General features: G+C 69.6%; 11 protein-coding genes. 3 read left to right on the forward strand and 8 right to left on the reverse strand.

Translation table 11 applies throughout. The annotated features are described in order from the left end of the window. Position 1: 1 nt before the first annotated feature. Complete coding sequence (locus WME95_RS35730; protein WP_437903793.1) at positions 2-4,477, forward strand: ATP-binding protein; 4,476 nt, start codon at positions 2-4, stop codon at positions 4,475-4,477. A gap of 66 nt (positions 4,478-4,543) precedes the next feature. Here the strand turns inward: WME95_RS35730 and WME95_RS35735 are convergent, their stop codons facing one another. After that, positions 4,544-6,268, reverse strand: a complete 1,725-nt coding sequence (locus tag WME95_RS35735; RefSeq protein WP_437903794.1) for a leucine-rich repeat domain-containing protein — start codon at positions 6,266-6,268, stop codon at positions 4,544-4,546. A gap of 634 nt (positions 6,269-6,902) precedes the next feature. Here WME95_RS35735 and WME95_RS35740 point away from each other — a divergent pair. Then, positions 6,903-7,631 carry an enoyl-CoA hydratase/isomerase family protein gene (locus WME95_RS35740; RefSeq protein ID WP_437903795.1) on the forward strand — a complete coding sequence of 243 codons (729 nt, stop codon included), beginning with the start codon at positions 6,903-6,905 and terminating at the stop codon, positions 7,629-7,631. A 121-nt stretch (positions 7,632-7,752) separates the two neighbouring features. On the opposite strand, the gene WME95_RS35745 is transcribed toward WME95_RS35740, so the two are convergent. The 7 genes from WME95_RS35745 to WME95_RS35775 all read right to left on the reverse strand — a co-directional run bounded on the left by WME95_RS35745 (position 7,753) and on the right by WME95_RS35775 (position 15,704). After that, positions 7,753-8,739, reverse strand: coding sequence for an NAD(P)-dependent alcohol dehydrogenase (locus WME95_RS35745; RefSeq protein WP_437903796.1), 987 nt, complete (start codon positions 8,737-8,739; stop codon positions 7,753-7,755). Positions 8,740-8,943: 204 nt separating this feature from the next. After that, positions 8,944-9,936, reverse strand: a complete 993-nt coding sequence (locus tag WME95_RS35750; protein ID WP_437903797.1) for a helix-turn-helix transcriptional regulator — start codon at positions 9,934-9,936, stop codon at positions 8,944-8,946. A 199-nt stretch (positions 9,937-10,135) separates the two neighbouring features. Beyond that, positions 10,136-11,125, reverse strand: coding sequence for a VOC family protein (locus WME95_RS35755; protein ID WP_437903798.1), 990 nt, complete (start codon positions 11,123-11,125; stop codon positions 10,136-10,138). 6 nt (positions 11,126-11,131) lie between these two features. After that, entirely contained in the window at positions 11,132-11,350 is a 219-nt protein-coding gene (locus tag WME95_RS35760; RefSeq protein ID WP_437903799.1) for a hypothetical protein, read from the reverse strand. Positions 11,351-11,960: 610 nt separating this feature from the next. Beyond that, positions 11,961-13,538 carry a hypothetical protein gene (locus tag WME95_RS35765; protein ID WP_437903800.1) on the reverse strand — a complete coding sequence of 526 codons (1,578 nt, stop codon included), beginning with the start codon at positions 13,536-13,538 and terminating at the stop codon, positions 11,961-11,963. Positions 13,539-13,776: 238 nt separating this feature from the next. Then, on the reverse strand, positions 13,777-14,355 hold the full coding sequence (locus WME95_RS35770) for a hypothetical protein (RefSeq protein ID WP_437903801.1): 579 nt from the start codon (positions 14,353-14,355) through the stop codon (positions 13,777-13,779). A 671-nt stretch (positions 14,356-15,026) separates the two neighbouring features. Continuing rightward, positions 15,027-15,704, reverse strand: a complete 678-nt coding sequence (locus WME95_RS35775; protein WP_437903802.1) for a DNA alkylation repair protein — start codon at positions 15,702-15,704, stop codon at positions 15,027-15,029. Positions 15,705-16,981: 1,277 nt separating this feature from the next. Between WME95_RS35775 and WME95_RS35780 the strand changes: the two genes are divergently transcribed. Continuing rightward, on the forward strand, positions 16,982-18,064 hold the full coding sequence (locus WME95_RS35780) for an SBBP repeat-containing protein (protein WP_437903803.1): 1,083 nt from the start codon (positions 16,982-16,984) through the stop codon (positions 18,062-18,064). Positions 18,065-18,133 lie beyond the last annotated feature (69 nt).

Below are 18,133 nucleotides of genomic sequence, written 5' to 3' on the forward strand. Positions count from 1 at the left end.
GATGCTCACTCTACCCAGCTATCACTCCGTCAGCAGTTTCGATCCGAGAGGCGACTCCGCCCGATACCGCGCCGTCCGCGCGGACGACGGCGCCCCCGTGGTGCTCAAGGTGCTCGGCGCGGGCGGCTCGCGCACCGTGGACCGCGCCCGCGTCAAGCACGAGTACAAGCACATCGCGCGAATCGAGTCCGAGCGCGTCGTCAAGGTCTACGGCCTCGAGGAGCACGACGGGGAGCTCGTCCTCGTCCTCAAGGACACCGCCGGCGACGAGCTCGAGAGCTACCTCGCGGCGCGCGGCGGTCTCGACGTGAGCAGGTGCCTCGAGCTCGCCATCTCCATGGCCGAGGCGGTGCGCGTGCTCCACGGACACGGGATCGTGCACGGCGCCGTCAGGCCGAAGAGCTTCCTCGTCTCCGGCGACGGTCAGGCCCGGATCCTGAACTACGGGGTTGACGCCGCGGTCACGCGGGAGCGCGAGTCGCTCTACAGCGATGCTGTCGTCTCCGACGTGCTCCCTTACATCTCGCCCGAGCAGACCGGCCGGATGAACCGCAGCGTCGACCACCGCACCGATCTGTACTCGCTCGGCGTGCTCTACTATCGCATGCTCACCGGGGCCGTCCCCTTCCAGGCGAGCGACCCGCTCGAGCTCATCCACGCCCACATCGCCCACATCCCCGAGCACCCCGCGGCGCGAAACGCCGCCGTGCCCGCCGCGCTCGGCGATGTGGTCATGAAGCTGCTCTCCAAGAACGCGGAGAACCGTTATCAATCCGCGAGCGGTCTCCTCGCCGACCTTCACGAGTGTCGGCGGCGCCTCGACCATGGCCAGCTCCATCGCTTCGACCTGGGCCAGCGCGACGCCGCGTACATGCTCCAGATCCACCAGAAGCTCTATGGTCGCGAAGAGAGCATCGAGCGCCTCACCGAGGCGTTCTTCGGGGTCCTGGGCGGCACGCGCAAGATCGTCCTCGTCTCGGGCTACTCCGGCATCGGGAAGTCCTCCCTGGTGCAGGAGATCCTGAAGCCCCTCGCGCGCGAGAAGGGCTATTACATCACCGGCAAGTACGACCAGTTCAATCGGGACCGGCCCCTCGGCCCGGTGCTCCAGGCGTTCGACGCGCTGCTCCGGCAGATCCTGTCCGAGAGCGAGGCGCGCATCGCGCGCTGGCGAGCGGCGATGATCGAGGGGCTGGGGAGCAACGCGCAGGTCATCTGCGAGGTCCTCCCGGCGCTGGAGTTCCTCGTCGGCGAGCAGCCGCCGGTGCCCTCCCTCGGCCCCGTCGAGGCGCAGAACCGCCTCAACCTCACCTTCCAGCGCTTCGTCTCCGTCTTCACGGGGCAGGGGCGCCCCATCGTCCTCTTCCTCGACGACCTTCAGTGGATCGACGCCGCGAGCCTGAGCCTCGTCCACGCGCTGCTCGAGGCCGAGGGGCTCGGGGCATTCTTCTTCTGCGGCGCCTACCGCGACAACGAGGTGAGCCCCACGCACCCCTTCATCCGCGCCGTCGAGGAGCTCCGGAAGAGCGGCGTCGAGCTCGAGCCCATCGTGCTCACCCCGCTCGAGCTCCCGCACGTCAAGGCGCTCATCTGCGACAGCCTCGGGCGCTCGGACTGCGCGCCGCTCGCGGCCCTCGTGCTGAAGAAGACGGGCGGAAACCCGTTCTTCATCAAGCGCTTCCTCAAATCGATCCACGACAGCGGCGCGCTGTCCTTCGATGAGGCCGGCCGCTGGTCCTGGGATCTCGAGGCGATACGCGCCCTCGAGTACACGGACAACGTCCTCGACCTCATGGGGAGCAACATCCGCCGCCTGCCCCCCGCCGCGCAGGACGCGCTCAGGCTCGCCGCGGCCCTCGGCAACCGCTTCGATCTGGGCACGCTCTCGACCGTCAGCGAGTGCTCCATCGACGAGTTTTACGGGCGCGTCGAGCCGGCGCTCAGGGAAGAGCTCATCGCGGGCGACGGCGCGTGCCATCGCTTCGTCCACGACAAGATCCAGGAGGCCGCGTACGCGATGATCCCCGTCGAGGAGCGGCCGGGGCTCCACCACCGCATCGGGGTGCTCCTGCGGCAGCAGCTCGGGTCCGACGCGCGCTCTCTCTTCGACGTCGTGAACCACCTGAACCTCGCCGGCGACCTGATCCAGGACCGCGCGGCCCGCGTCGATCTCGCGCGGATGAACCTCGCCGCGGCCGAGCGGGCCGAGGAGAGCGCGGCGTTCGACGCCGCGCTCAAGTACCTGGCCGAGGGCATCGCCAGGCTCCCGGGCGATCCGTGGGCGACGGAGTACGAGCTCAGCTTCGCGCTCACAACGAAGATGGGCCTCATGCAGGGGCTCTCCGGCCGCCCGGACGACGCCCTCCCCACGCTGGAAGGGGCCGTGATCCACGCGAGGAGCCGGCTCGACAAGACGCGGGCCCACGGGCTCAAGGTGCGGGTCCACATCCTCAAGGCCGATCTGCACGCCGCCCTCGAGGAGGGGCTCGTGGCCCTGCGCGCCTTCGGGATCGATCTCCCGCCCTTCCCGTCGGACGAGGCGGTCGCCGGCGACGTCGAGGCGACGCTCAGGTTCCTCGACGGCCGATCGATGGAGTCGCTCTGCGATCTGCCGCGGCTCGCCGACCCCGAGGTCGCCGTCCTGCACAGCGTGCTCGAGGAGATGATCTCGTCCTGCTACTTCCTCGCGAGCAACAACTTCGGCTTCTGCGTGATGAAGATCCTGCGAGACACCGTGCAATACGGCGTCTCGCAAAGCTCGGTCTTCGCCTACGTCGTCTTCGGCCAGATCCTGTGCGTCAGCGGCCGGATCCCGCTCGGCTACGCCTTCGGCGAGGCCGCGGGCGAGATCCTCCGGCGCTATCCGGACAAGCGGAACGACCCGATCCTCGCCTGCATGTGGGGCGCGTTCGTCATGCACTGGCGGACGAGCTACGAGAAGGGGCGAGAGGTCCTGTTCTCCGGCATCCATGCCGGCCTGGAGACAGGGCAGTACGTCTGGACCTTCTACTGCATGACCAACGCGAACACGGCGACCCTCCTGCTCGGCCGCCCGCTCGCCGAGATCAAGGCCGAATCGCAGTCGCTGCTGCCCATCAGGAAGTTCGACAGGTGGAATTTCATCACCTGGATGGTCTCCTGCGTCGGCCAGATCTGCGAGAACCTCATGAGCCCGGATCCTGGGCCGACGGAGCTTGCCGGCGAGTGGGTCCAGATCCAGGAGCTCGTCGACGGCGCGGTGCAGGTCAACAACCAGGCCTCGCTCTTCTTCACCATCTTCTACCGCCTCTTCCTGCGCGTGTTCCAGGGCGACCACGCGGGGGCGGCCGCGCTGGCGATGGAGGCGAACCCCACCATCATCGGGATCGCCGGCTGGCAGGGCAACCCGCCGTTCCACTTCTACGGCGGCATTGCCCTCGTCCAGGCGGCCGACAGCGCGGATCCGGAGACCCGGGAGCGGTATCTCGACAAGGCCCGTGCCCTCGGCGAGAAGGTCGCCTTCTGGGCGAGCCATGCGCCCGACAACATGAGGCACCGCCACCTCCTGCTCGCGGCCGAGCTCGCGCGCGTGAGCGGCGACAGGCGAGAGGCGCTGGATCTCTACGACGAGGGCATCCGCGCCGCTGTCGAGGGCGGCTATCTCCACGACAGCGCCCTCGGCAACGAGCTCTGCGCGCGCTGCTACCTGGCGCTCGGCAGGACCACGAGCGCGCGCGCCTACATGACCGAGGCCCACGCCCAGTATGCGCGCTGGGGCGCCGCGAGCGCCATGGCCCGCCTCGAGCGCGACCATCCCGATCTCGTGCTGCTGCCCGCCCCTACCGGCGCAAGGACCGCCCTCAAGGAAGACCTCGACGTGCGCAGCGTACTCAAGGCCTCTCAGGCCCTCGCCGGGGAGCTCGTCCTGCCCCGGCTGCTCGAGGCGCTGATGCGCATCATGCTCGAGAGCGCCGGCGCGCGCCGCGGTTTCTTGATCCTGAAGGACGAGGGGCGCCTCACCATCGAGGCCACCGGCGACGTCGCCGGCGGCCGCATCGAGCGGGTCGCCTCGACTCCTCTGGATTCCCGCTCCGATCTGGCCACCAGCGTGGTCCAGTATGTCGCGCGGACCGAGGAGAGCGTCGTCATGGATGACGCTCCGGGCCATCCGTCCTTCGGCTCCGACCCTTATATCAAGGCCGTCCAGCCGCGATCGCTCCTCGCCACGCCCATCTTCCACCAGGGGCGCGTCCTGGGGATCGTCTACCTCGAGAACGCGCTCGCCAGCGCTGTCTTCACGCACGATCGCGTCGAGCTCCTCGGCCTGCTCTCCTCGCAGGTCGCCGTCTCGCTGGCGAACGCCCGCCTCTTCGCCCAGCTCGAGGAGAAGGTGGAGGCCCGCACGGCCGAGCTCCGCGCGGCGCACGCCGAGCTCCGCGAGCTCTACGCCGCGCGCGAGCGCGAGCGCGCGCAGGAGGAGCGGTCGCGCGCACCGTGACCTCTCTCGGCGTCGATCTGCGCTCCCTCGGCACGCACGCCACCCTGCGCGAGGCTCCCCGCGGGATCAGGGCGAGCAGGTCCCGGTACCGTTGTTCTCCGCGAGCACGGCCTCGGGCGGCCAGTCGAGGCGCTCCACGAACGCGTCGACCTCGCAGCTCGGCAAGCTCTCGTTGCCCATGATCTCCATCCAACCGATCATCCGGGCGCCCAGGCCTCGGAGCGTCGCGAGCGAGCGGTTCGCCGCGACGATGAGGCTACCGAGCTCTGCCAGGCCCTCGAGTCCCGCCAGCCCGAGCAGCGCGTCGTTGTCCAGGACGACGAGCTGGCCCACGCGGACCAGGCCGCCCAGAGCGTCGATATCGACGAGCGATTCGTTGCCCTGGAGCGACACGGTCTCGGTCACGCCGTCGCCCGCGCTGAGCGAACCGAGCCCGTCGAGGCTGGTGAGCGCGCGGTTGCCGACGATCTCGATCCCGTTTCGGACGTTGCGGAGGCCGCTCAGGGCCCGGAGATCCGTGAGCCGGGGATGGTTCGAGATCGACAGCAGAGAGAGATCCGAGATCTGCTCCATGCCTGTGAGGCTCACGAGCCCGGTGTTCTGGTCCAGGGAGAGCACCGACAGCTCGGTCACGCCGGCGAGGCCGGACAGGTCCGCCAGGGAGCCACTACCGACGATGAACAGCTCTTGCAGGCGCGTCAGGCCGCCGAGCTCGATCCTGGTGAGCTTGGGGTTGGAAATAAAATAAAGCGACTGCACGTCGCCCGAGTCCGAGCGAAGGTGCGCGAAGACGTCGGCGATCACCAGCTCGGGATTCGATTCGACATAGGCATACACGACACCACGCAGCGAGAACAAGCCCGTGAGGGTGGTCATCGACGGATTGCCGCTGATGTTGAGGCCGTCGACGGTCTCGAGCCCCCCGAGCCCGACCAGGCCGCGGAGACGCTCGTTCCGCGCGATGGAGATGGATCCCGCATAACGGAGCTGGTCGAGGCCGTACAGCGAGGTCAGCTGCGGGTTCTCCGCCAGCACGAGGTTCTGGACGGTCGTGAGGTTCCCGACGCCGCCCAGCTTGTAGAGCCCGTCGTTCCCGGAGATGGCGAGCTCCTCGAGATCCTCGACGGTCTCGAGGCCGTCGAGGCTGATCAGCGAGTCGTTGTCGATCACGCTGATCCGCCCGCGGCGCAGGTTCACCGCACCGTGCAGCGCCTGCAGCCCGTTGTTGCCCTCGATCCAGAGCTCCCCCTCCTCGAAATTCTCGATACCTGGCAAGAACACGAGCGCATCGTTGTCGATCAGCCGGAGCGTCCCCCGGTGGAGGCCCTGCAGCCCGTCGAGCGACACGAGGTGGTCATTGCCCTCGATCAAGAGCACCCCTTCCTCGAACCTTTCGAAGCCTGACAAGCTATCGAGTTCGTTGTTGTCGATCACGTGCACTTCATGGGCGTTCAGCCCGACGCCGGCGACGCTCTCGAGGATCGGGTTCTCACGGATCTCGATGAGCCCGTTGACCTGTTGCAGGTTCGGAAGCTTGCCGAGGCGGAGCAGCGACGCGTTCCGCGCCACCTCCAGCTGCGCCCCGACGACGGAGAGGGAGTCGAGGCCGTCGAGGCTCGACAACAGCCAGGTGTCGCTGATCACGAGGTGGCCCGAGATGGTCGTCAGACACGCGAGCGGGGACAGGTCGGAGACCTCGCCGCCGATGGTGAGCCTGCCATTGAGCACGGTGACGCCGCGCAGCTTCTCGAGATCCTCCTGGCGATTGACATTCCAGGTGCCGCTCTCCACGCGGGTCGGGTCGCACCCCGGCTCGGCGGCCCCCGCGCCGCCGGCTCCCGCGCCGCCGGCTCCCGCACCCCCGACCCCCGCGCCCCCGACGCCCGGCCCAGCGCCCGAGGATGGACCGCCTGAACTGGCACTCGCGCCGATCGCTGGGTCGCCCGAGCTCGATGACGTGGCGCCGGCACCGCCAGCCCCTGCCGTCGATCCGACCTCGCCTTCCTCCGCCGACGGTCCCTCGATGTCGAGCGCGTCCCGGGCCCCACAGGCCGACGCGAGCGCAATCACCGCAAAAACGCCCACCGACCACGGGTTCCGCATGCCGCGACGTTGGGCTCACCGCGATCCCGCGTCAAGAACGACCGGGTGCTGGAACTGTGCGGTTACAGCACGGAAATTTTGCAGGAGATGCGGAGCGCGTCGTGCCCGTCTCGCTCGTCTGGGACCTCTGACAGGTCCGCTCAGGGTGGCTGTGGCGTGAAAGCGGTTCTTCGGTGCATGGATCATCTGTTGATAGAGCGCCGCGTTGGCAGGAGGGGTCGCTTGCGATCTCGCACACGCAGCCTGATCACCGCGGCGCTGGCGCCAGGGCGCCAGGGCGCGCGAGCTTGCGCCGCGCTCGTCTCTGCGCGATCGTCCCGCCATGCAATTCGTCGAGGTGCTCACCAGAGACGGCATCGCCGAGGTCACGCTGAGCCGACCGAAGGTCAATGCCATGAACCAGGCGATGCTCCGCCAGCTGGCCGACGTCTTCCAGCGGCTCGCGGAGGACGACGCCGCGCGCGGCGTGCTCGTCCGCGGCGCCGGCAACTGCCTGTCTGCGGGTCTCGATCTCCGCGAGGTCGCGTCGCTCGATCGAGAAGGGCTCGGGAGCTTCCTCGACGACTTCGACGCCGCCTTCGGCGCCGCTTTCCGTTTTCCGAAGCCGCTCGCGGCCGCCGTCCACGGCCATGCGATCGCGGGCGGCCTCCTGCTCGCGATGTGCGCTGACTTCCTCGCCCTGGGCGCCGGCGACTACAAGGTCGGTCTCCCGGAGCTCGCCGTGGGCATCGCCTTCCCGCGCGTCGCCTTCGAGATCGCCCGGACCGCCTCTCCCGCCCGCGCGCTCCGGAGGCTCGTCTTCGGCGCGGAGCTCCATTCCCCCGCGAGCCTCTTCGACATGGGCGTCGGCGACGCGCTCTCCGCCGAGCCGCTCGAGGACGCGCGCCGCTTCCTCGCCACGGCGTGCGGCCGCCCCGCCGCGGCGTTCCGCCTCGCCAAGGCGAGCCTCCGCAGGGACGCGTGGGAGCGGGTCGCGGCGCAGCCGCCGGCCGAGCGGGAGGCATTGATGGACGCGCTCCTCTCCTCGAAGCAGGCCTTTCTGCCGGCATGAGCGCGCAGCCTCCCCATCGAGCGGATCCAGGACCGGTGGATCAGCCCCTACGCCACCGCCGCGGTCGATCTCCTCGATCGGCTGAAGCGCGTTCTGGAGACGTGACGCGGGAGGCCCCGCGTCACGACGGCGGGACGACGGCGGTGGCGGGCGTGACCACCACCTTCCCCCGCGCGCGACGGCTCTCCAGATAGCGGACCGCCTCCGGTACCCCGCTCAAGGGATAACGCCGATCGAGCACCGGCCTGACCGTGCCCGCTTCGATCAGCTTCGTCAGGGCGATGAGATCGGCGGCGCTCGGACGCGACGCGTGCGCCTTCATCGCCTTCGACCCGGACCATCGCCCCAGGAGCGCGACCCGCAGAAACGCCCCGGTGGTTCCTCCGACGAGCACGTACGTGCCGCCATCGCGGAGCACGCGCCGGTAGTCCGAGACGGGTCGGTAAGCCGCCGTGTCCACGATCAGGTCGTACTCGTGCCCGCTCCGGGTGACGTCCGAGCGCGTGTAGTCGACGACGTGATCGGCGCCCAGCGACCGCACCAGATCGAGGTTCCTGGTGCTGCACACCCCTGTCACCTCCGCGTTCAGGGCCTTCGCGATCTGGACAGCGAACGTCCCCACCCCTCCGGAGGCGCCGTTGACGAGCACCCGCTGCCCGGCCCGCGCCCGCCCGCAGTCGCGGAGCGCCTGGAGCGCAGCCAACGCCGCCAAGGGGACGGCCGCAGCTTCCTCGAAGCTCACGTTCGACGGCTTCGGGGCCAGCGCCTGCTCCGACGTGCAGACGTATTCCGCAAAGCCGCCCCACCCGTGAGCGGACAGATCCCCGAACACCTCGTCGCCCACCCGGAACCGGGTCACGTTCTTCCCCACCGCCTCCACCCGACCGGCGATGTCGGCGCCGGGCACCCGGTGCTTCGGCGCGAAGAGCCCGAAGCCGAGAAACCGAAGGAAGAACGGATCCGCCCGCATCATGTGCCAGTCGGCCGCGTTCACCGACGCGGCCTCGATCCGCACGAGCACACCGTCGTCCCTGAGCGCGGGCATGGGGATCTCCTCGAGCCGCAGGTTGTCCGCCGAACCGTATTCGTACTGAACAATCGCCTTCATCGCGTTCTCCCGGGGCGAGCCCCTTCGCCGCCCGATGCGATGGTGGTTCCGGACGCCGCACGCCGCCGCTCCACGCAGGAGCCTTTCAGCTCCCAGCGGGAGGACCGTGCCTCGAGCGGGCCCCTGGCAGCGCCTACCCCTCGTGGCGATGCTCCCCGCGCGCCCCCTCGCCGTCCGCAGCAGCGAGCGTCGCCCCCAGGGCGCTCAGCCCACCGTCGACGGGGGCACGCCGAACCGCTTGCGGAACGCGGCCGCGAACTTGCTCGGGTTCTCGTACCCCACCCGCTGCGCCACCTCGGTCACGTTGCACGCCCGCTGGCGCAACAGGCGATGGGCCTCTTCCAGCCGGTGGCTCCGGAGGTACGCGAAGACCGGCGCGCCGAAGAGCGCGCGGAACCCCGCCTTGAGCTTCACCTCGTTCAGCCCGGCGTGCCGGGCGAGCTCCGGGAGCGTCGGCGGGTCCACCATGCGCGCCAGCAGGGCGTGCCGCGCCCGCTCGAGCCGCGCGATGTCGTGCTGCGAGAGGAGCGGAGACGCGGAGCTCTCGCTCTCCTCCAGCTGATCGAGCATGGCCGCCATCAGCTCGAGCCCCTTGGCCTCCAGGTAGAGCTGCCGGGAGAGACCCCTGGCGTCGCAGCCCAGGATCTCGTCGAGCAGCCGGTACAGGGTCGGCGACATGGCGTGCGTCGCGCGCGGGTAACCCCCGGTGTCGGCCACGATCCGCTCGAGGGGCGCAGGCAGGACCTGCGAGCCCAGGAGCTCGCGGAGCCGCCATGCGTCGATGGTGAGGCAGAGGCTGTCCTGATCCTGCCCGAGGGCCGACTCGTCCCATTCGCACACGAGCTTCAGCGGCCTCTTCACCTGGCCGATGCGGAATGTCCCGCCCCCGAGGAGAAAGCCGTCTCCCTCGCTGCTCCTCACCCGCATGTCGGGTCCCCGCGACAGGACGAACTCCAGCCCCGTCGGCGCGTGGTCGATGACCATCCCCGACGCCCACGCCCACCGGCACCGGCTGGCGGAGAGGGAGATGCCGGAGCGCAGCGTGGAGGCGCTGATGAGGCCCGTGTTGCCCTGCAGGTCCCAGCGCACCTGGCGCTCGAACGGGGTGGGCGTCTCGATGGATGCGGCGCCCTGGAGGATCCCCGCGGCGAACGTCTCGAGATCGCGCTCGCTTCCCTCGATCCTCATCGCCTCCATGCGGACGTTTGTTTTAGCACGTGCCGCGCCCGGCTGGCCGCCGGTGAGGGACCAGCTCACCCTCGGTCCTCGGTCCTCGGACGATGCGCTGGCACGTCGCGACCGCATGGGCGCCCGGGCGCTCACGGGGGAGCCTGCCGGTGCTGGATGGCGTGCGCTGTGCGATCGCGGACGGGCAACCTTCGCTCGCCGGGCGTGCTCAGCCCGCGCTCCGGAAGATGACGGCGGTCCCGAGCGCCGCGCTGGCTGGAACGAAGATGTCCCCGGAGGCCGACTCCCTCAGCGGGAAACCGTTCTCCTCCAGCAGCTTCCGCGCGGCGCCGACGTCCCGCACCGCGACCGCGTAGGCCACGAAGGCCGGGAGCGCGGGGGCGCGCTCACCCGGCAAGATCGCCTCCAGATCGGAGTCGGCGACGAGGGTGATCCGGGAGCCTTCGAGATCCAAGACGCGCGTCGGTCCGTCGGCGCGGGCGCTGCGGCCAGTGTACTTCTCGTAGCGGCGCTCGACCTCGGGCAGATCAGCTTCGGCCACGCAGAGCACGGCGTCGACGAGGTCCACCGCGCCGTTCGGATGATCCATGTGCAGCTGCGTCTGCAGCAGCTCCGCCTGCAGGTCCTCCACCATCGCGATCCTCCCCTCGGGGACGGGGCCTGACCCGGCCTCCTCCAGATCGCCGCTGTCGAGCTCGAGCAGGCGGACCGGCGCCATCCGGAGCCCCTCCGCGGTCTCCACCGGCCGCTGCACGGTGTTGACGCCCCCGTGACGGACGCCCTCCGCGCTGAGGCGGCCGGCGAGGGCGGCGGCGTCGGGCGCGCCGAGCACGAGGATGTGCAGGCCCTGGAAGCGCGCGAGGCACGCGGCGATCCTGGCGACCGTCGCGCGGATGGCCTGCATGATCCGCGGCAGGTGCTCGGGGGGAGCCTGGAGGGGGATGATCCTCGCGCCTGCGGGGATCCGGGCGGAGCCGTCGTCCCTGACGCAGGTCATCAGCTCGACAAAGCTGCGCGGGAAGTCGGCGTGGGTGTTCGCCGCGCCGAACGGCCGGGGAGGCTCGCCCTCCACGGGCGACAGCGCGGGGTAGGCGGGCGGCGACAGATGAAAGCCCAGGCGCCGGTAGAGCTCGAGCCCCTCCTCCATATCGCTCACCACATGGCCTACGTGGTGCAGGTGGTTGATGTCACGACTCATTCCAGATCACCTCCCGTTCAGATCGCCGTGGAAGACGTAGCCGGTGTGCAATGGTTCCATGAACATCTTGACGAGCGAGGCGCTCACCTGGGCTCGCCTCTCGCCGTTGTCGAGGCCGCGCCCCACGCAGCCCGAGAACGCGACGTAGATCGTGCCCCGGCCGGCGGCGTCCTCCACGATGAGCTGCGCGTCGGCGGGAGGCGGAGCGGGCGGGTGCAGGCACATCTTCGTTGACGGCCCAGTGGGCCGGGACCGAGATCTGCACGCCGAGCGAGCTCTCCTGCCGCCACGCCGCCGGGGGGGCCGGCGGCGGGGGCGTGGCCGGAGCGGCGCTGGAAGGTGCCGGTGCGGGGCGCTCCGGGGCCGGAGAGGCGCCGCAGGCGGCCGATGCAAACGCGATCAATGCTGCCGCGAGCCCCCGTCGCGCCGTCGCTGCTTCGTTGTTCCGGGATCTCTCTGCCACGCTGCCCCTCCTCGAGCCCACGCCGGCGGAGGGAGACCGCCGGGAGCCCCTGTCGATGTCTGAACCGGAGGATCGACCAGTACACCGTTCCCGGAGGACGGACCAACTGCTCTGAACGGGCGGTAATCCCAGGCGTTTCAGGCGTGGAAGACCTGCCTGATCGCAAGGCCCGTTCTGTCAATGAGCTCGTACCGTCGGACTGCACGAGTCAGGAACGGCTCCGAGAATCTTGACTTTGCGGAACGCGTTTGCTTGTCCTAGCCGCTGATCTTCCACAACAACGTTTCTGCGTCGGGCATGGGTGTGCGGAATCTCTCCTTGTCAACACCTCGGACAGCCAGAAGCTCGACGATCCAGGACTCTCCTTCGAAGCTAATCGGCGACGGATGACCCCGAAGCCCAGGGCGCGAGCGCGAGCTGAACATCGATGTTGTCGACCTCGCGGAGCGCGTCGCACCGTCCCGGGTGGAGACCGAGACGCTCGCACGCGGAGAGGAGCGCGACGTGAACCGCCCAGGTAATCTGCGGCGGCTCGGCGAGCAAGGGGAGGAGCGCCACGATCTCGGCGTGCGCGCCCAGCTTCGCGAGCGCGTCGACGGCGCCGTACCGGACCGGCTCGCGCTCGTCGCTGCGCGCCAGCGCGAACAGCCGGGGGACGGCCTCCTCCTTGAGCGCATGGGTCACGTACGTGTTCAGGGTCTCGAGCGCATGCGTGCCAGTCGTCCCGAGCTCGCCGAGGTGCTCCCAGGCGGGCCCCGCGAGGGCCCGGTTCGCAGGGAGCTCGCCGAGCCAGTACATCGCGCTCTTCCTGACGTGAAAGGCAGCATCACGGGTGAGCCCGAGGAGGGCCTCCTGCTCGTCCCACGCGGCGAGGAGCGACGCGGATCGATCGCGGATCCAGGGATCCGGATGCCCCGCCAGGAACGCCGCCGCTGCGCCGCGATCCGCCGCAACTCCCGCTGCTCGGAAGCGGTCCGCGAACCGATGCTTCCTCTCCGCCCAGCAGCCGTCGAGATCGGCATAGAGCGCGAGGAGCTCGGCCATCTCGAGATCTGCCCCCGACCCGAGATCGCCGCCGGGCGAGGAGATCCGGCCGCATGCGGCGGGATCGTCCGCCTCCGACGCGTCCTCGTCTCCCAGAACGCCAAGGAGATGCCGGACCGGCTCCATCCACGCGAGGAGAAACCGCCGCTCGGCCGGCTCGGCGCGCTCGAGCGCCCACCGAAACCTCCCCTCGCGGATCTCGAAAACGCAGGCGGCCGCTGCGGCGCGCACCCGCTCCTCACGATGCCTGCACAGGGCGGCGACCGCATCGAGGCAGCGCCGGCTCGGGAAATAGTGGAGCGTCTCCAGCGCAGCGACGGCGACGTCGACCGCGGGATCCGCGGCGGCGCGCAGGAGCGGCGCCTCCGCCGCGACAGGCTCGTCCCATACCAGCGCGTCGGCGGCGACCTTGCGGATACCCGCGTCGGGGTGCCCGAGGGCGGCGATCTTCAGCGCCTGGAAGCGCGGCTCCGAGAAGCCGAGCGCGATGGCCTCTATCGCTTCCTTGTGAAGCGGGTGCGCCGAATCCCGGGCGACCGGCTCGACGAGGTCCGCCTCGGCGCGCTCCATGAAGAGCAGCGCGTGACGGCGAAGCACGATGTCGCCTTCCGCCCAGGCGGCCCTGAGCCAGGCCCCGCCCGGCGGATTCCCGGCGCTCCTCAGGATCGCGCCCGCAGCCTCGCGCGCCGCCTCGGGCAGCTCGCGCGCCGCCACGATGCGCATGAGCCGTGCCGCCGCGCGGGGGTCCTCGATGCGCGCCAGGGTCGTCGCGATCTCGTCCCGCTCGGCCTCGGGGAGCTCGGGCAGCACCAGCCAGCCGAGGAGCCGATCGGTCCACGACCGGTCCTCGGCGCGCTGGATGTCGTCGTGGGGAATGGCCTGGAAGCTCTCGCGGCGATCGTTCACGGTGAGGCCCGCGATCCTATCAGCCGGCGAGGCGCTCACCGAGCGGCGGAAACGTGCGCCGGTATCGAGCCGGATGAGCCGGGTCGAGCGGCGGCTCGGCGCGGCCAGGAGAGGCCCGCCGTCGTTGCCAGAGGTCGAGGGCTGGTTGCGCTGCGTCCCAGCAGCGTCTACCGGCGGGCGCGCCGGTCAGCCGTGAGCGCGGCCGGGACCTGCTCGACGGGAACGGCCGCAGGTGGCATCACGGGAAGTCGAGCGGCCCCCACAGCGTGCCGCAAACCCCACCCGTGTAGTTGATGCGGTCCACGTATCCATACCCCGTGACATCTGTGTCGGGACACTGGTATCGATTCGTGCCTATCGTGGTCGGGTTCTGGGACTGGGAGCCGGTACCCCACTCCCCCCCGGGCGTGCTGCACCGGAGCGTCGCCGTCGAGCAGAATCCCCCCGCGCTGGTCGTGACGCACTGGACCCCCGTCGCGACCTTGCCGCTGGGGCAATCGTTCGTCCAGACGTGGTTCGTCGTGGACGATGGACCGGGCGTACAGAAGATCCGGAACTGGGAGCGAGAGGAATTGCTCTCCCAGCGGCTCGCGAAGCTCCCGTTGGCGCACGTGGGCGAGACGATGGGCGTGCATCCACCGATTCCGCAGCTCCCCGACGACCACCCCGTCCAGCCCGACACCGTCGAGGCCAACGTCGCGTCACCGGTCTCCTCGGTGCTGTCCCACTCATCTCCGTCCGACGCGTCCATCGCGCAGCCCGCATTGGCGAGGGCGACGCACGCGAGGAACGCTGTTACCAATGACCGTGTTCGCATGTTCTCCGTCCTTCTGCTGTTGTGGGTGTGATGCCTTCCAGCGGCTCGTCCGCTTCGAGGGATACGGCTTGTCCGTTTCGAGGGAGAAGGGAGGGTAATCCGATCGGGAGAGGTCGACTCGCCTGCGACGGCACGCCGCAACGCGCTCGCTCGACACCAGGCCGGATCGCGCCATGGGCCGCTGCAGCGCGAACACTCACTCGGTCCCTCGCGTGGTGAACTTGGATTCCCTCGTGTAGATGTCGAGATGCCGTGTTCAGACGTCGAGCTGGCCCATTCGCCTGCCTCGTCCGCTCCTTCCGGCGTCGAGTCCGGCCGCGAACGCCCGCACGAGCGTCACACCAGTCACGATGAGCACGCGATCAGCCCGTCACAGACGGCGTTTCAAGTCACCTACCCCGTGACTGCATCTCGTTGGCTGGAGTCTAGTGTGCTGCATCGCAAGGCGCAAGATCAGTCCGCGCCAATTCGGTGCACCCGATGCCGGCGCGCGATGGTCTGACAGCACTTCATGGAATCATCCAGCACGGGAGTGCACGTTCATCCTCACCCCCGGCGCAGTCTGCTCCTGTTGCAATTGAATTGTTCTACTGTCCCCCGTCGAGGCGGGCCGAGCGCGAGCGCGCGGGCACGCGGATTTCACGCCATCGGGAGCAGGGCGAGGCGCCCCCTCACTTGCCCCGCGCCTTCGCCGCCTTCTGCCGCCGCACCATCTCCGCAATCCAGACCGGCGCGAACGGCGGCGTGCAGCCCGGCGACGCCGGGTAGTCCTTGAGCACCTCGAGCCGCTCGCCGATGGCCACCGCGCGGGCGCGCAACCCGGGGTTGTGGATGCCGATCTCGGCGAGGCAGTGGTTCATCGACCACTGCTTCGGGCCCGGCGCCGCCTTCATCTCCGCCTCGATCTGGTCGAGCAGCGCGGAGAGATCGAGGCCGGCTGGGCTCTTCACCACGCGATCCGTCGTCAGGCTCCAGCCGGCGCGCCCGACCAGCGCGCTCGCGGAGTCCTTCCAGCGGACACGCAGCTCCTCGACGTGCCGCGACGCCTTCACCACGTTGACGATGAACCAGTCGAGGAGCTTGGGATAGTCGATCTCCCGGACCATCGCGTCCAGCTCGTCCGCCGAGAGGGCCTTTGGCTTGAACACGAGCGTCGCCAGGAGGCGGGCGTCGGGGTCTCCGGTGCGCCACAGCTCGCCTGCCAGGTCGTGGTCCGTCTTCAGCTGCTTCGCGAGCGCCCGGAGCTGGGTGAGGTTCACGCCGTGGGCGTCTCCGGCGCGGGCGTTGACCTCGCGCATCTTCTCGTTGCTCAGCGCGGCGAGCTCCCGCAGGACGTCGGTGAGGTTCATGGTCTGGAGCTAACCGTATCCGCGCGCGCCGTCCAGCAGCGCGGCGCCGCCGCGGGTGGCTACGCGGATTGGTTGTTGAACCAGCGCCGTTGTTCCAGGAGGGCCGGCATGCCCCCGCGCGGACGACCAGAGCGTGTCTGGTCGCTCTTTCGGGTGCTCGCGGTGGGGCATGAAGGGCGCCGCGCCCCACCGCGAAGCGTGGGGCGGCTCAGGGCGCCGCGGGCGGCACGGCGAACGCCGCCGGCTGAGCGTCGGAGGTCGTGGCATGCCGCTGAAAGGAAAGTCCTTCCCGTCGCAGGTGTACTCGAGGGGGAGGGTTGCCCCGAGAGCCCGAGCGCTGCGCTCCGCGCGAAGGCGTCAGGCGGCGGTAGCCACCTCCCACCCTCGCATTGGATCGCGGAAGGCAGGGGCGCTCGCCCCATGACACCCGCAGATCGCCGCGAGCAGCAGTGCCACAACCTATCATTCCCACTGAAAGCGCGGGCCAGCTCGAGGAACCAACCGACTTCCTCAGCAGAGTGGCGTACGATACTCCAGCACTCGCGCTGCGCGGGGGCAGTGGGGTCAGCATGCATTCAAACCACGATCGCCAGCGGCCAGGGCACCGCCAGGTCAGCGGCTTCCTCATCGGCGGAATCGTCCTCCTCGGCTGCGGAAGCACGGTCCACGAAGAGGACACCCGGCCTTCTTCCGCAGGCACGGGTCACGCGGAAGGCGCCGGAGCGACAGGCGGCGGACCATCGAGCGGAGGAACGGGCGCGAGCGGCGGCCTTGGGAGCGACGCTGGGAACACGACCGCCGCCGCGGGCAACTCGGGCGGCAGCGGAGGGGCGTCGGGCGGAGCAACCGGCGAAGGCGGAGGGACCTCAGGCGGAGCAACCGGCGAAGGCGGAGTGGGGTCGGGCGGAGCAACCGGCGAAGGCGGAACGCCCGGCGACGGAGGAGCAGGTGGCGCGCCGGACGACAGACCCAAGATCTGTCCTGATGGTTCGTTCGATCATGACGGCGACCCCAGCAACACCTGCAAAGCGTGGTCGCGATGCCCCCCGGGTCAGTACATCGCGAAGGAAGGCACCGGCACCAGCGACCGCCAGTGCGTGATCTGCGGCGATGGCACCTTTTCGACGATGCAAGACGCGCGCGAGTGCACGCCCCTCACGGATTGCGCGCCGGCTTCGAGCTCATGGCCACAGGGCGGTGTGGCGACCCCCGGAACAGCAACCGCCGATGCCGTATGCGCCGACCCTTATTACAGATTCGGTTCGGAGGGCCTGTACGTGGCCTTTGCCGTGGCGGTCGACGGCGGCGGCAACGTTTACGTCGCGGGAAACACCTACGGCGCGCTCGCGGACGGCGGTGAATCGAACGTCTTCGTCCGCAAGCTCGATGCGCATGGATCCGTCGTGTGGACTCAGAAGTTTGGGACATCGAGCGACGAAACCGCCAAGGGCGTGGCGGTCGACGGCAGCGGCAACGTCTACGTGGCTGGAATCACGGGGGGCGCGCTCGGGGGTGCCAACGGAGGCTTTGGCGACGCGTTCGTGCGGAAGCTCGACGCGAGCGGCGCGACGCTGTGGACACGGCAGCTTGCCACGTGGCGTTCGGAGTCGGCGAACGCGCTGGCTGTCGATGGCCAAGGAAATGCTTATGTTGCCGGAACCAGTTACGGCGGCGACCAGAGCACGGGTGAGGCGTTCGTGACCAAGATCGACGCGAACGGCGAGCCAGCGTGGACTCAGCTGTTTGGTGGGCCGGACGAGGACGAAGCCCTCGCCGTGGCGGTCGACGGCAGCGGCAACGCCTACGTCGGCGGATACACCTCCGGTGGCGTCGTCGCAGACGCGGACCGAGGACAGCGGGACGCCTTCGTCCGCAAGCTCGACTCGAGCGGCGCGACGTCATGGACTCGACAGTTCGGCTCCACGGAGAACGATTTCGTCTTCGCAGCGCGCGTTGACGGCAGCGGGAACCTCTATGTTGCGGGGAGCACCGCCGGCGAGGTCGGCGGCCCGAGCGAGGGATCCCCGGAGGCCTTCGTGCGCAAGTTCGACGCAGACGGCGCGACGTCATGGACCCACCACGCCGGCAATGCGTCCTACGACTACGGCTTTGCCCTGGCCATCGACGGCAAGAACGACGTCTACCTCGTGGGATCCACGAGCAGCGGCGAAGAGGACGTCTACGTGCGCAAGCTCGACGCGAGCGGCGCAGCGCAATGGACCAAGGAGATCGGGACGGCGCGCAGCGAAACGGCGCTCGCCGCGGCCGTGGACGCCGACGGCGATCTGTACGTCGCCGGGTACACCGGCGTGTTCTTTACCACGTCGTACCCATTCGTCCTGCACGTGCCCGCCGAATGACCCTGGGCCGTCCGCTCGACAGACCGCCGGGAATACGCTGAGCGTCTCCAGCGGCGCGACTCTCCCGGC

The organism is Sorangium sp. So ce327 (assembly GCF_051530205.1).
Classification (GTDB): domain Bacteria; phylum Myxococcota_A; class Polyangia; order Polyangiales; family Polyangiaceae; genus Sorangium; species Sorangium cellulosum_B.